Source organism: Gimesia aquarii (assembly GCF_007748195.1).
In the GTDB taxonomy this organism is placed as follows: domain Bacteria; phylum Planctomycetota; class Planctomycetia; order Planctomycetales; family Planctomycetaceae; genus Gimesia; species Gimesia aquarii.
On sequence record NZ_CP037920.1, the window covers coordinates 4,577,779 to 4,593,832 of the forward strand.

The 16,054-nt window shown below is 44.5% G+C and carries 8 protein-coding genes and 1 tRNA gene; 5 read left to right on the forward strand and 4 right to left on the reverse strand.

Annotation, left to right across the window (positions count from 1 at the left end; all coding sequences use genetic code 11):
* Positions 1–165 precede the first annotated feature (165 nt).
* The gene (locus V144x_RS17640) at positions 166–4,857 is read left to right on the forward strand and encodes an outer membrane protein assembly factor BamB family protein (protein WP_144986609.1); all 4,692 of its coding nucleotides are present in this window, start codon (positions 166–168) and stop codon (positions 4,855–4,857) included.
* Between the two features lie 62 nt (positions 4,858–4,919).
* Positions 4,920–4,990, forward strand: a tRNA-Gly gene (locus tag V144x_RS17645).
* Between the two features lie 103 nt (positions 4,991–5,093).
* Here V144x_RS17645 and V144x_RS17650 read toward each other — a convergent pair.
* The 4 genes from V144x_RS17650 to purD all read right to left on the reverse strand — a co-directional run bounded on the left by V144x_RS17650 (position 5,094) and on the right by purD (position 10,509).
* Complete coding sequence (locus V144x_RS17650) at positions 5,094–6,632, reverse strand: FAD-dependent oxidoreductase (RefSeq protein WP_197998491.1); 1,539 nt, start codon at positions 6,630–6,632, stop codon at positions 5,094–5,096.
* 53 nt (positions 6,633–6,685) lie between these two features.
* Positions 6,686–8,353, reverse strand: coding sequence for a glycine--tRNA ligase (locus V144x_RS17655; RefSeq protein WP_197998492.1), 1,668 nt, complete (start codon positions 8,351–8,353; stop codon positions 6,686–6,688).
* 88 nt (positions 8,354–8,441) lie between these two features.
* The gene (locus V144x_RS17660) at positions 8,442–9,191 is read right to left on the reverse strand and encodes a 2-phosphosulfolactate phosphatase (protein WP_144986611.1); all 750 of its coding nucleotides are present in this window, start codon (positions 9,189–9,191) and stop codon (positions 8,442–8,444) included.
* A gap of 46 nt (positions 9,192–9,237) precedes the next feature.
* The gene (gene purD, locus V144x_RS17665) at positions 9,238–10,509 is read right to left on the reverse strand and encodes a phosphoribosylamine--glycine ligase (protein ID WP_144986613.1); all 1,272 of its coding nucleotides are present in this window, start codon (positions 10,507–10,509) and stop codon (positions 9,238–9,240) included.
* A gap of 490 nt (positions 10,510–10,999) precedes the next feature.
* On the opposite strand from purD, the gene V144x_RS17670 reads away from it, so the two are divergent.
* From V144x_RS17670 to V144x_RS17680, 3 genes are all read left to right on the forward strand, one after another.
* Positions 11,000–12,013 carry an aspartate-semialdehyde dehydrogenase gene (locus V144x_RS17670; protein WP_144986615.1) on the forward strand — a complete coding sequence of 338 codons (1,014 nt, stop codon included), beginning with the start codon at positions 11,000–11,002 and terminating at the stop codon, positions 12,011–12,013.
* A 99-nt stretch (positions 12,014–12,112) separates the two neighbouring features.
* Positions 12,113–13,384: a diaminopimelate decarboxylase gene (lysA, locus tag V144x_RS17675; protein WP_144986617.1), complete on the forward strand. Its 1,272-nt coding sequence runs from the start codon at positions 12,113–12,115 to the stop codon at positions 13,382–13,384.
* Between the two features lie 422 nt (positions 13,385–13,806).
* The gene (locus tag V144x_RS17680) at positions 13,807–16,050 is read left to right on the forward strand and encodes a HEAT repeat domain-containing protein (protein ID WP_144986619.1); all 2,244 of its coding nucleotides are present in this window, start codon (positions 13,807–13,809) and stop codon (positions 16,048–16,050) included.
* Positions 16,051–16,054: the final 4 nt, after the last annotated feature.

The window sequence follows — 16,054 nt, forward strand, 5'->3', positions numbered from 1 at the left end:
TAAACCGACCTAAGTTATTTGCCGTAAAGCCCCTCGAAATGATCTCATCCATCCAATGATTTACAGGTTTTCAAAGTAGACTGTCTGCAAATTAACTGATTGTGCTATAATTACTGACGCGCTGGTTAACTGGCATGTGCTTCTGATTTGAGGAGAATCCACTGGATGAATCGATTATTTCCTCCATTCTCAGGACGATTCTACCTGAGAAATGTTAACATCAGAATTCTTCTATGTGTCTGTATTTTGTTAATTTATCCATGTGCTTATCTACTGTCTAACGATGAGCAAGACGGACATCAGCTCATCGCGTTTTTAGATCCTCCCGCAGACAAAGATGTTCCAGACCAGACAGAACCTGAAAGTGAAGCCTCAAATAATCGTAAGGAGTTGATCCACCGCATCTATCGTAACAGAAGTTTGAGATCACAGTTCGAAAGAGCCGAGCACAAATTTCTGAATCAAGAAATCACCGAAGGCGCGCTACAATTAGAAAAACTTCTTGATCATCAGGAAGACTACTTCTTCTGGCCTGAAGGGCAATCCCGCCCGTTAAACTTCAGACAGCGTACGCGTGAACTTTTTTCAGTCGCTTCTCCACGAGCACTTTCAGATTATGAGAGAATTTCCGGCCCACAGGCAGACTGGTTTCTGAAGCAAGCGAAACAGAATCATGATCTGACGATGTACGAATACCTGGCGTTACGATTTTTCCCACTCCAGGCTGGTTTTGAAGCGCTAGACTATTTAGCCTCTCACTACTTGGAGCAAGGTAACTTCGATTTTTCAGCGCGCTATTGGGATCAATTATTGAATAGCAGAATTCATAAAAGACGAATGCGACCAACCCACTTTCTTAAAGCGGCAGTTGCATATCAACGATCTGGTCAACCTGAAAAAGTTTCCCAAATACTGACGGTCATAGGCACACTACCAGTCACAGTATCTGGTATCAAAAGTAACCTGTCTGATGCAATAAAGAGGGTAAACGCTTCACTTGAGAAAATGGATTTAAAAGAAAATCCTGGATGGTTTCTCTCGCAAGGAAATCCCCAACGAAACCGATCTATCAATGCCAGCCTGCCATATCTGAATCCTCGCTGGAGTCATCCGATAGCTCGAACCAAAAAATCCAGACCACTTGATACCTTAAGAAGCTGGCAAATCAAACAGAACAGAGAGGACCTCTCAACGGCTGTCGCAAATACTCCAATCGCAGTAGATAATCTGGTCATTTATCGAGACTTTGAAGGCATCAGAGCAGTCAATATAGAAACAGGGATAACATCCTGGTTATTTAAAAGCGATGGCAGTCTCAATAGTCTGATTGATCGTATTGAAAGCCAAACTCCTTCCCACTCAACTTATTCACAAAATTTACCGCTCGATAAATTCTACTACTTCAGTTCACTATACGGCTCACTTTCCACTAACGGGCAGCATGTGTTTGCCATAGATTATCTACCCAATCCAAGTCCTCAAATTCCACCACAATTGAATCTGGGGATTCGACGCCGAATTTCTCATTTCCCACTTGTCTCTCAGAGAGGAAACCGGCTCCTGGCTTTACCAGTGAAATTGACAACGGCTCGTTCAATCGATGATGCATCTGTTACTAATTCATCGACTTCTACCCAAAAAGACTCACTTCAAACAAAACCTGCCTGGAGTATTGATGGCTACTATTTTCTAGGCGCGCCTCTGCCTGTTGGTAACTATATTTATGCCGTTGCAGAACATAATAGTCAGATCTCTATACTTTGTATCAACCCGAGAAATGGAAACATCCATTGGAAACAAGGGATTGTCTATGTCAACCAGCCTATTCACTCAGATCGAAACAGAGCTCATAAGCAATGTCCGCTCGCCAGCAGTCAGGGGATTATCGTCTGCCCCACACAAATTGACACACTGGTTGCTATCGACGCAACTAATGGAGATTTACTCTGGAATTACTATTATGGTGAAGGAGACCATTACCGTAGAATTTCACAAAAACGATATTATGCTCCGGTTTCGTTTGGTCATCCAGGTCTGACCAGCGTACCAGTGATTGATAAAAATCGGATTTACTATTTGCCCAGTGGATCACCGTTCATCCATTGTATCGATTTGAAATCGGGCGTTCCGCTGTGGGATGAAGTTCCTCGAGAAGATGGCGAATTCGTTGCTGCCGTCGTTGATCAAACAGTTCTCATCATTGGCTCTGATTACTGCCGTGGACGACATATTGAAGATGGTCGAGAACTCTGGCATCTACATGTCGGACCCGTCACTGGCAAGGGAATTTTGTCGCGTAATAATTATCTCCTGCCAATTAAATCGGGAAGTCTACTCAGTATTCACATCCCTTCAGGAAAAGAATCCGGCTTCACTCTTAGTAACGCAACCCAAATTTCTGATATCCTGAACCGTGAGTTTAAACAAAAATTGCGACGCGGGGCCGAATATGCCTTCCAGCGTACATCTAAAGTTACACGGTCTCAGAGTAAAATTAGAACACAACACAATTGGTATCCTGGAAATATTATCGCACATCAGGGGCACATTATTTCGATAGGTCTTTGGCAAATCGATTCGTTTGCCCAGGCTGAAACAATGCTTGCCAGTTTGCCGCAAGATCAAGAAAGATCGCTCAATTCTGCAAAGGCTCAGAGTAATCAATTAATCAAAGCTGAATTGGAACTTTCACTCGGAAATCTGGAAAATGCAAAACGAAAACTCGAGGCCTTAATTTCTGTGCAGTCCGTTTCTCCGGTGAAAGAACGCTCGGAGTCACTGTTACGAGAATTACTCTACGCAGAATTAAACGAATCCAACCAAAACGAATTTCAGATATTGGCGAAAATTGAAGATCTAGCTTCCACACCTCTGGAGCGAGGTCGTTTCTTGTCACGAAAGTCAAAGTATCTACTTGAACAACAAGACTATCAGGGCTTGATGGAGATTGCTGAGGAATTTAAAAAGATCGATGTAGAGCAACCTTTAGCTATGGCGGGCGATACGAATCATCTGGTGACAGTAAAGAGCCTCATTAGCGGACTGATGGAAAAAGTAACACAAAAAGCGTCCCCAGGTGCACGCGAAGCAGTTGACTTGATTATTTCTAATGACCAGCATATAGCTCTCAACGATGGATCTGTTATCGCTCTACAATCATTTCTCGATACCTATGGTAGTTGGCCACAAGCAGTAGCAGTACGCAGTGCTTTGGCTGATCAATTGATAAAACAGGGAGAAAACCAAAGGGCAGAATTTTTGCTATTGGAAAATTACTCTAACCCCAATCCTGAAATAGCTGCTACTGCGACACGTCAACTACTGGAATTATGGGAATTGGCTGGTTTACCTCATGAAGCGGCTTCCTTATTACAAGATCTCAACGATCAATTTGCAAACGTGACACTCGATTCCGGAATCACAGGTTCTCAGTACGTGAAGCGTTTTAACCGTGCTTCGCAAGTGTGGACTGTTTTTCAAGCCATGCAACCTTTAAAACATTCCGTCTCACATGTTTCAATCAAACAAAGCCATACAGGTCCTGTACCACCGGCAACCAAAGTAATCTATAAAAATTACGAACGTAAATTTCTCCCTCCACCAGAAATTTCTCAACTCTTGCTGAAGGCAGGCACAACTCTTAATGTCGTCAACAAGCATGCTGGACAAAACATTGGGAAAGTAAAAATATCTGACCGTGTCTCCTATCCATATCAATCTCGCACTTCATTTGTAGGGCATTTCATTCCTCTTGGTAGTAATCGAATAATTCAGGGAGTTTCTCTGCTGCATCTTCAAGATGAATTATCTAAACCACTATGGACAGCAGAATTTGACAATTTGAGTAGTTCACAATCAGTGTTTTATGTAGGTCCATCCGGTCCGCGTGTCTGTATTTTTCAGTGGGATAATCAGTTATTTGGATTGAATCCTGCTACAGGCAAAGTTTTATGGGAGCGCAGAAACATTCCCACTAAATCAGGTTATTTAAGTGATTCCAGCAAGGGTTTGATCGGTGATCAAAAAGCAATTGTCGCTTTCAACATCAATCGGACAAATTACGATGTTTATAATTCGATCACGGGAGAATTGATTCGAAAAGGGGAACTGGAACTGAATAGCCGCTCGCGCCATGCATTCGGACGAAAGCTCTTTTATCAAACGACATCCACTACCGAAAAAAGAGTACGCTTGTGGGATCCGTTGACCGACCGATTATTACTTGATGAGCCAGTATTAAATTCAGGATTTTCAACACAGGTCTCCGCTAATGAACTGGCTATTCTACTGCCTCCCAATCGACTCAGAGTTTTGAATGTAGAGACGGGTGATACTGTTGTCGAATCGATAATCCCTGATAACTTACTTGAAAACTTAAACAAATTTGTCGGTTTTTCTGATAAGAAACGATACTACTTTAATTTCTCTTATACAACACCTCGCAGACGGTCTCCTCATCGTGACTTTTATGTGAGTGATTCTTTTTTAAATGTGGTGCATGTCGACAACGATTTAATCTGCATCGACAAAAAATCTGGAAGTATGCTTTGGAGCCGCAACCTTCCCAAACGGTCTTGGATTGATACTTCTCAATACCAACTTCCGTTTTTGATATTCATAAGTAAAATTCGGACTGAATCAAAAACCACAAGCTATTCTTTTCTCTTCGAGATCATGGACGCAAAAACGGGGAACACGATCGGTTTTAAAGAGAACATTATTAAAGACACACTTCTACAAATGCATATCGAACCACGATTGAATAAAATACTTCTACAAGGAATGAATAGTGCCATCGAAATTGATTTTCGTGATTTTCAGAAACCTCTGAAAAATATCTTTGATACGCCTCTCTAACAATTCATTAATTTGCTTGACCTGAACCTTTCGCATACATAGGCTGTCTCATAGAGAAATCAGCGGCTGTGGTATAATGGTATTACCCCAGCTTCCCAAGCTGGTGACGAGGGTTCGATTCCCTTCAGCCGCTCTCTTTCCTGTGCCTGTGAAATCACCACACACTCCAATGTTAATTTGGAAGTTGCGTGATTAAGCCAGAGTATAATCAAACTCGATAAAAAGTATGATCTGTGCTAGCTCTTCACTTGCCTCGTATCCGCCGAGCGAATTTGTTTGAGTTGTTTTGCCACTGTAGAGAAGGGGACCTCATGAGGCAGTTTCTGCGTTGTAGCAGCAAGTGCTGAAGCCACACCTGCTGCTTCCCCCATCGCTACCGCATTCCCAGTAACTCGGTAACTGCTATGTGCAATAAAATCACCGCTGATACACCGGCCCGCCATCATCAGCCCAGTCACATCACGGGCAATTAAAGCCCGTAGTGGAATATCATAAGGCCGCGACTTAAACGGTTTCTTTTCAATCGCCTTAGTCTTATCGGGATTAGTAGAATGGACATCAATTCCAAAACTCACACGGCAAATCCCATCCTCAAAGCGGGCGCCCTTCTTTAAATCATCACTTGTAACATGATATCTTCCTCTGATCCGCCGACCTTCGCGCGTACCAATGTGTTCTGCGGTGGCAACGATCTCTAAGTTTGTCCAGGGACTGCCTAACTTTTTCAAACTATTGATCAACTTATGGACTTCACGACGTGCTTGCAAGGTGGCATCGGTCACATGCGCTGCATCAATCGCTAGTGTTCCATATTCATGATTCGCCATCATGGCATATAGCCCTTCACGTACACGAAAAATCGTCGGACCACCATAGGAAGGATCGACACCTGCGCGCTGAAATTCTGCCAGAAGATTTTTCTTCGGATTTCCCAATTTGCGAGGTTCTGCATCTCCTCGAATGAATGGGGCGATTCCATCAGTGGTCACCCCTGTCAGTAATACCATTAGACTCATCGGTTGAGTAAGTCCTGTTCCCGGTTGACCAAATTCATAGCCACAGCCTGCCTGTGCCGCTAAATCGCCATCCCCCGAACAATCAATAAATGACTTCGCTCTCCACACCTGCCTGCCGGATTTGGATTCTGTCACAATCACTGAAAGTCGATTATTTATATCCGTCACAGCACCCACAACTCGGGTATGCAACTGAATTTTGACGCCTGCCTCTAATAACAGATCTTCCAACAGCAATTTTGTTTTCTCAGTATCGTAAGCCACCGATCCATTCTGCAATGGATTACTGGCACCTCTCTCTTCCAGTTTTTGTAAAATTTCACGCATCACACCCGGTTTGTTTTGGGCATCTATAATTAATGTCAGAGCTCCCGCAGTCCAGACTCCACCGACACAACCATTTACTTCGAGCAACCTGGTTTTGGCACCGCTCCTGGCAGATGCCAAGGCAGCCGCGACTCCGGCCGGGCCACCTCCACATACAATCACATCGTCCTCTTCAACAATGGGAATATTCCGAGCCGCCTCATGAAAAACTTTTCCATCGGGAGAAATCCAACCACTGGTCCGAACATGTTGTGCCGTAGAATTCCATACGGATTGTCCTCCTCCATCAATAATCATCGTATTCGATGGTCGCGTAATACCATCCAGAATAGGCTCTTTAGCAGAGGATGCAGTGGTTCCTGTAACAAAAGCCGCTGTGCCACCAGCAAAGTATTTCCCGAAATCTCGACGGTCCATTTTCTTGTTAGTCATGACACATACCTCTTTTTATTTTACTTTGAAATATCAACAGACTCTAAATTCATTTAGCCATTGAGTCGTTTTTGAATTTCGGTCACGACGTCATCAATGGGAACACGCACCTGTTCCAGTGTATCACGATCACGTAAGGTAACACAATTATCTTGTTCGGTATCACCATCCACAGTCAAGCAGAAAGGAGTTCCAATTTCATCCTGACGCCGATAACGGCGTCCAATCGCTCCTTGCTGATCATAAACGGCCTGAACCCCTGCAGATTTCAAACGTTGATAGATTGACGACGCCACTTCCGGCATACCGGCTTTTTTGATTAAAGGAAACACCGCTGCTTTCACGGGAGCCAACTTGGGATGGAACCGCATCACCGTTCGAGTCTGCATGTTGCCTTTTTCATCGGGTTGCTCGTCTTCGTAGTATGCTTCACAAAGAAACGCGAGTGTGGCGCGATCTGCACCTGCGGCGGGCTCAATCACATGCGGTGTAAATCGTTCTCGTGTCTGGTCATCAAAGTAAGTCAAATCCTTACCACTTCCTTTGTATTTGGGCTGACCATGTTCATTCTGCTCGACCACCAATTGATCTCCTTCACGAACTAGTTTACCCTCCATGTGTGAACGCAAATCGAAATCGCCGCGATGGGCTACCCCTTCAAGTTCACCATATTCATTCTCCTCCATGAAAGGAAACGCATACTCAACATCGGCTGTACCGACAGAGTAGTGAGCGAGTTCCTCTTGTGTATGATCACGGAGAATCAAATTGTCTTCTGCAATGCCATGTTTGATATACCAGTTATAACGACGATCTCGCCAATACTTGTACCACTCAAATGACTCATCCGGATGACAGAAGAACTCCATTTCCATCTGCTCAAATTCACGAGAGCGAAACGTGTAGTTGCGCGGCGTAATTTCATTGCGAAAACTTTTTCCGATCTGAGCAATTCCAAATGGAATTTTCACTCGTCCGCTATCAACCACATTTTTGAAATTCACAAACATTCCTTGCGCTGTCTCCGGACGCAGGAAGGCGGTTCCTTCTTCGCCAGACAATGCACCAATAATCGTTTTAAACATTAAGTTAAACTCACGTGGTTCAGTCAGTTCTCCACCAGTTTCGGGACAACGCGCTTCCAGTTTTCCAGTTGCTGGAATATCGGCATCCCTGAGCATCTTGCTGTATTCCATCAGGTTACAGACAGATATTTGATGAGTTTCACTGACAGCAATCCCTTGCTCTTTTTCATACTCCGTAATTGCCTTTTCCAAACGTTTACGTTTCGTTTTTGAAAGACCTTCTTCTCCAATATCTGCCATATAAGTCTCACAGGCAACGGGAGAACTATCGGACGCATATGCGACGGCAACAGAAACATGATCGACACGGAAACGCGCCTTGGATTCTTTCGAGTCGACCATAAAATCATGAAACAAATCAAAATGGCCGGAGCTTTTCCAGACACTGGGATGCATAATAATCGTCGTTTCGACACCGGTCATGGCAAAGGGCTTCGGAGCACCTGCGGGAGCAACCAATTCATTGTGCGTTGTAATCATGTCAGACCACCAGGCTTCTCTGACATTACGTTTGAGTTCAACTCCTAAGGGACCATAATCCCAGAAACCTTGAAGGCCACCATAAATTTCTGAAGACTGAAAAATGAATCCACGCCGTTTGCACAACGCAACAATTTTCTCCATCTCTTTTTTCATTGAATTGGTCTTTCAATCTTATCTTTCAAAGATACTCTATAGTGAGAATTAATCTTTAGTAGAAGCATAATGGTACTCATACATTCAACTACAATGTAATTTTTCCTGATGCCTGCTTAAATTCAGGGACAGCAGAAATGAGACCACGTTGCGAACATAGTTGAATATCCGTTTCAAAGCCACGTTGAATCAAGTTTCGGCCTCCGATACTGGCACGCATCGCTGATAAAATCCCATCTTCCTTTGATGTCTGTAAGCGATAGTAGTCTGCCACAATGCGAGTCGAATCATCCAAAGCCAATGCCTGATCAGAGAGATTCTGAAGTTCCACGGCAATCGCCCCTGCGCATAAACAGTCCTCTCCTGTCACGCTGCCATCAGTCCCAGCACAAACAAGACAGATAATACCATCTAAGTTACTCAGCTCTTTAACAAGGGCATCCAGGTTTAGAAATGAACCGATCAAGATCCGCTTTGCCTGAAAAGCTCGTTTCAGAGCTCTTGTTCCATTACTGGTTGTAAAAACAATACTTTTCCCATCAACAATTTCAGCTGGATAACGGGCAGGGGAGTTATCCAGATCAAATCCCTCGATCATCACTCCCAATCGCTCTCCCCCCAGTAAAACCTGAGCTCCTTCTGATTTCCTCAGTCTTTCAGCAACCAGATGCGCTTCTTCAACTTCCTGGCAGGGAACCACTGATTTTGCACCTGAATTTAAGGCATATGCAATCGTGGAAGAAGCACGCAAGATATCCAAAATCACCGCAACACTTCCTGAAAACTCATCAGGTTGTGACAACAATGGTAATAAACAGGTTCGAATCTCAGTTGGCATGGCTTATTAACAACAGCAATCAATTATGAGTTGAGAAGTAAAGAATTCAACGTGCTTTGTCTGAAATATCTTTTCGACACCAGGCACCATCCCATCTGATACATTTGACCGCCTGATAGGCTTTCAGTTTCGCCTCGCCGATGGTTTCTCCAATGGCAGTCACTCCCAAAACTCGGCCACCATCTGTGACGACCTGACCTTCTTGCATTGTTGTTCCCGCATGAAAAACTTTGGTATCCGATAACTGTGCTGCTTCATCCAAACCCCGAATCACTTTTCCTTTTTCGTAGTCACCGGGATAACCTTCTGAAGCCATAACCACGCAGACTGTCGGACGTTCATCCCATTCCAGCGGATCGATACTTTCAAGCCGCTCTTCTGCTGCAGCTAGTAAAAGTTCTCCCAGATCGGTCTTGAGTCGCATCAGCACGGGCTGCGCTTCTGGATCACCAAAGCGAACATTAAATTCGAGAACTTTCGGTCCTTGATTTGTAATCATCAAACCCGCATAGAGTATCCCGTTAAAAGCACGGTCTTCAATTTTCATTACGTTCACCATAGGAACCAGAATCTTTTCAATGATCTCGTCCATCATTGATTCTGTCACCAATGGCGCTGGACTATAGGCTCCCATTCCACCGGTATTGGGACCTTTATCACCATCATGAGCCGCCTTGTGATCCTGTGATGTCTCTAAAGGGATAATGGTGGAACCACTCACAATTGCCAGAATACTGACTTCCTGACCAATCAATTTTTCTTCAATAATGATTGTGTTACCAGCATCTCCAAATTCCTTGATTCTCATCAAAGACTTGATCGCATCAAGGGCTTCCTGTTTAGTATCGCAAAGTATAACTCCCTTACCGGCTGCCAAACCATCTGCCTTGATCACTAATGGCTGCTCTTCACGATCTTCCAGATAAGCCTCGGCTGCTTCAAAGTTGAAAAAAGTTTCTGACTTTGCCGTTGGAACATTGGCTTTCCACATCATCTGCTTCGCAAATGACTTGCTGCCTTCCAGTTCTGCTGCTGCTTTCGAGGGACCAAATACAGCAACTCCCGCCTCACGTAATGCATCCGCCATGCCTTCCACTAGAGGTACCTCAGGTCCAACAACAGCCAACCGAATCGACTCTTCTTTAGCAAACGATACCATCCTGGGTATATCCGAGACATTAATAGCAACGTTTGTCGCTTCTGACTGTGTTCCGGCATTTCCCGGCGCACAAAAAACCTGACTGACACTCTCAGACTGAGCCAGTTTCCAAGCCAGAGCATGCTCACGGCCCCCCTGACCAATCACTAAAACTTTCATTGTTTATGTTACCTACGCGCAATTAATCTTTGAAAAAATAGGAACATTTCAATTCAAAGAATTGTTCATTCCGACTGAAGTGGAGTATATCAGCACTGTTTTCCACCTAGTAGCATGGCTCACTGAATTTTGTATTTTGATGCTAAAAAGCTGATTTATCGCTATAGATGAGAACTATAGAACATGAATTCAGATCCAGATTCGATCAACCATCAACTAATATAAACGGAATCTGCTCAACGATTGGACGAAACCAACATTAGACCATATAATACTCCGTTCAAAGAACGTTCATGGCAAAGATGGCATGAATTTCAAAATCTACACAGTCTGAACCATACTTCTCTTCCGGCTGTCGTACAAAAATGAGCACAGGCTGTAATCGTTGGCTCTGAATAATCATTTTCATCGTAACATCCGCCTGTAGCAGTTGACTTAAAATCAATCTCTTAAAAGACTTTTATCCTTTTAGCTGTCTGGAGAATTTAAAGTGTTTGATACTGTCGCCATTCTTGGTGCCACGGGTGCCGTTGGGCATATTATGCGAAAACTGCTGGAAGATCGTAAATTTCAAGCAAATCAATTTCGGTTCCTGGCATCAGCGCGATCTGCCGGTAAAACTCTAGAATTCCAAGGGAAAACCTATACCCTTGAAGAATTAACTAAAGATTCCTTTGAGGGAGTTGAACTGGTGATTTCGTCTACTCCCGACGACACTGCAGCTGAGTTCCTACCATCGGCAATTGAAGCGGGCGCGATTGTGATTGACGAGTCAGGCTACTGGCGAATGAAACCTGAAGTGGCACTTGTCATTCCTGAAATCAACCCAGAAGCAGCTTTGGAAGCAAAAGGCATCATTGCCAGCCCTAACTGTTCAACAACTCAGATGGTCATGGCCTTAAAACCTCTCCACGACGCGTCTCCCGTTCGAAGGGTGATAGTCAGCACTTATCAAGCGACCAGTGGAGCAGGAGTCGTTGGCACCAGCGATCTTATGGAAGGTTCGCGCGCATTCTTAGACGGTGAAGACCATGAGTATCAAGCCTTTCAACACCCGATTGCCTTTAACGCCATTCCTCAAATCGGTAGTGAAAAAGAAGCGGGATACACCAGCGAAGAAATGAAAATGGTGTATGAAACCCGTAAAATTCTCGGAGATGACACAATACTAATCAATCCGACTTGCGTTCGCATTCCGGTTGCTAACTGTCACAGTGAAACAATCACGGTCGAAACAGAGCGTTCTATTTCTCCTGAAGAAGCACACCAGCTATTCGAAGAATTCCCTGGAATTACGGTGGTAGATGACCTGAAGAATTTCTCGTATCCGCTTCCCTCCACCTGTGATGGCAGTGATGAAGTCTTCATTGGTCGCATCCGCCGTGATATCTCTTCTCCGAATGGACTCAGCTTCTGGTGTGTAAGTGACAATCTGCGTAAAGGTGCTGCCACAAATGCTGTCCAGATTGCAGAGTTGCTCGCAAAACATCGAGCCTGCACTTAAGGAACGAAACGCCACTTCATGTTCCCAACAGGTACAGTCATTTTCTGACTTCATTTGCTCTGCTTAGTTTTTTTAAGTTAACTCCCTAAAGGCAACACAATGAATACGTTTCATTATCAGAACGGTGAGCTCTTCTGCGAAAATGTTCCCGTCACCAGATTGGCCGAAGAATTTGGTACACCGCTTTGGATCTATTCAAAATCAGCTTTTCTCAGCCGTCTGAAGGAAATTCAGGATGCTTTTGCAGAGGTCGATCCTGTCATCTGTTATTCCGTCAAGGCTAACGGAAATCTGAGCATTTTAAAAACGATGAATGATGCCGGCAGTAGTTTCGATGTGGTTTCAGGAGGGGAACTGTTCCGTGTCCAACAAGCAGGTGCCGATACATCACGTGTTGTGTTCGCAGGCGTTGGAAAAACCGATGAAGAAATCCGCCAGGCTTTAAAAGCCGATATTCTGATGTTTGATGTAGAAAGTGAGGCCGAACTCGACGCCATTGCCACAATTGCAGAGGAACTCGGCTGCATCGGTCGAGTCGCATTACGTCTAAACCCTGATATCGATGCTAAAACTCACCGTAAAACTACCACTGGGAAAAAGGGCAATAAATTTGGGATGGACATCGAACGAGCCACAGAGCTGGCCGACAAAGTCCTGAATGATGACCGACTGGAACTTACAGGAATTCATATGCATCTTGGATCTCCGATTCTTTCAACTGATCCTTATGCCAAAGCGGTCAAGAAAGGCGCTGAAGTCATTGCCCAGCTCCGTGAAAAGGGACATAAAACCAACTGGTTGAATCTGGGAGGTGGATTTGGAATCAGCTATAAAACCAATGAAGGACCTTCGGCTCAGACATATGCTGATGTCATCGTTCCTACAATCAAAGAAATCGGATGCCGCCTGGCTTTGGAACCTGGACGTTTTATTGCAGGAAACTCGGGTGTTTTAATCAGCCAGATTGTCTTCACCAAACGGGAAGGGGGTAAACTCTTTTACATACAGGATGGGGGCATGACAGATTTGATTCGTCCCGCTATGTACGACTCTTATCACCGAGTCTGGCCAGTGAAGTCTGCGATTCCCATGCCTCTCGACTGTGAAGGGGAAATTGCAGGCTGTGAACCCGCTGACGTTGTTGGTCCGGTCTGTGAATCTTGTGACTATTTCGCGAAAGACCGTTATCTTCCTCCGATGCAACGTGCTGACTATCTTTGCACATTCAGCGCAGGAGCCTATGGATCAGTGATGAGTAGTAATTACAACGCTCGGCCCCGCAGTGTCGAAATATTGGTAGATGGGAGTGACTACCAGGTGATTCGCCGACGGGAAACATACGAGGAACTCATCGCTTTAGAGCAAGTATAGCTGAGAAATCAATGAATCCAGACTGCTCGATACTATGTTCATAAGACCAGTTGCCGACGGTCGGGTTGTATCAATTATCGGGTTCCTGCGATCTCTAATGTGATGGCAACAGGAAAGATACGGTTACTCGCTATCTTCGATTGAACCGTTATCGCCGTTAGAAACGATGATAATTGATACAGAAGCTTCTACAGAGAGTATGTCCATTCGGATACCTTGAGTTGTAATTCTAAAAGACTTGAACTGAAACAACCGAATTGTGTTGTTTTGGGAAAGGTAGTAAGAATAGTATATACAATCTGTTTACATCAATTTTCATTGAATGATCCCCTATCTGTCAGGTAGATGAGATATAAGTCTGGTCCACCTTCAGTTAGTCCGAAATTAATAGCCGGCAACCAAGACGACACGGAGTCGACTGAATGTCTTTAAAAAATCGGATCCTGGCAACTTTTGCTCTGGCGTTCCTCTGCGCCTTGAGTGCATTAACGCGTGCCTGGACACAAGATAAAGTACCTCCCCAAAATCAGGATCCGGATTCCAATTTCAACTTAACCGCTGATGACTTGCTGCTTACTAAACCCGAAACCCCCGAGCAACTCATGCGGGCCGTCGTTCAACTCACAGACCTCGGTCAAGCAACTTCTGCGAAGCCGTATCTTAAACAGTTGATGAAAGCAGACATCGATAATGAAACGGTGTTGATGCTACGAGATAAATATGGCCCGGCTGCATTCATTGCTTTGGCGAACAATAAAACATTACAACCTGAATCAACTGAGCTGCTCAAAAAGATGGAAGTGGCTTTTCGTGCTTATGCCACTGACCCTGCCCGTATTGACGGGTTAATCAATGACCTCACAGGCTCACCAACAGATCGCGCCATTGCGATCATTGAATTGAAATCAGCAGGTGCTATTGTTGCGTCTCCGATCTTGAAGCGATTGGGGAAAAGCGAAGATCCGACCACCAAGGATGAATTGGCATTTGCGCTGTCGCAATTAGGTTCACCCGTAGTTCAACCATTAATCGCCGCTCTACGTTCTCCCAATCTCAATATCCGTAAAGTAGCCACTGATGTGCTTGGAGATATTGGTGATCCAGCTGCAATCCTTTATCTCTGGAATCCGGCTTTTTCGCAAAGTCAACCTAAAAGTATTCAAATCTCCGCCCGCATTGCATTGGCAAAACTACTTGGAAAAGATCCTCGTAAGACAGAAGAGCTTAACCGACATGGTGCACAACTGGAATTGAAAAAGGCTGCCATTCGCTTATACCAAACCTATAATGATCAGTCAGAGAATCAAAAAGTCTGGGTCTGGGATTCCAAACAAGAGACAGTCGTACAAAAAGAGATTCCTGCAGAAGAAACAAATTTAACTCTAGGTCTGCGTTTTGCCAAAGAAGCTTTGGAAATGTCTCCCGACCGCGAAGACGTACAGACACTCTATTTAGCAATGGCGCTCGCGATGGACGCCTATAGTGTTGGTTGGAATAACCCGCTTCCACAAGGCAAGGGGACTGCATTCAATTTAGCCCTGCTATCGGGACCTAAAGCTGTCAGCCAGGTCCTTGCTTTAGCAATGAAAAACGGACACACTCCCAGTGCCATTGCCGCTCTTAAAGCATTAGGTCAGATCGGTTCACGCACTCTTCTTTATGAAAAACTGGATAAGCATTCTTCGGTCATTGCTGCTTTGAACTATCCTGATCGTCGAGTCCAATTTGCCGCTGCAACAGCAATCATGCAACTTGATCCAACCAAAACGTTTCCAGGCGCTACACGGGTGATCGCCATTCTCACGCGAGCCTTACGCGGAGAAGGTTCACAATCAGCAATTGTAATTGATTCCAGCGTGCCACGCGCTCAATCTATGGCTGGTACCTTTAATGAACTTGGATATAACACTCAACCTTATCAGACAGGAAAAGCAGGATTTAAAGCAGCCACAAGTCGCATGGATATCGAATTCATTGCTCTGGAAGCCAATATTGCACGTTGGGGACTTTCTCAAACGATTGCCAATCTGCGAGCTGATTCCCGAACAGCAAATATACCGATAATCATCTACGGCCCACTTCGCCTGAAGAACAAAATAGAATATTCAATCCGACGTTATCCTTTGGTTCATTACATTGTCGAATCGAATGATTCTAAAGATGTAGGAAATCAAATCAGACCTTTTTTGAGTAGCTTGAAAACTCCAGAGTTGACCGGAGACATCCGGACTGAATACCGAAAGGCTGCGCTTTATTGGCTCTCTCACATCGCATCCAGTCAACGCACCAACATTTATGACCTGGAACCAGCTGAAAAACCCTTATTGCAATTAGTACCTGACCGAGACTTGGCATCGAATGCACTGATTACCCTTGGAGGCATCCCAACACGCTCTGCTCAGGCAGACCTGGTGAAAGTCATTGTAAATAATGTAATCAAAGCCGATGTCAAAGAAATTGCCGCTCTGCAACTTGCTTTTCATATTCAGAAATACGGATTGCTGGTTGATTCCATGCAGGTTGCTGAAATCCAAAAAGCATATCAGGCAGCACAAGATCCAGATTTGAACACCGCACTGGCTTCGGTTTTAGGCACACTTCAGCCTGATAATAAAATCGTTGGAGAACGACTACAAAAGTTTCAACCAGAGAAAAACACCCCTTAATCAA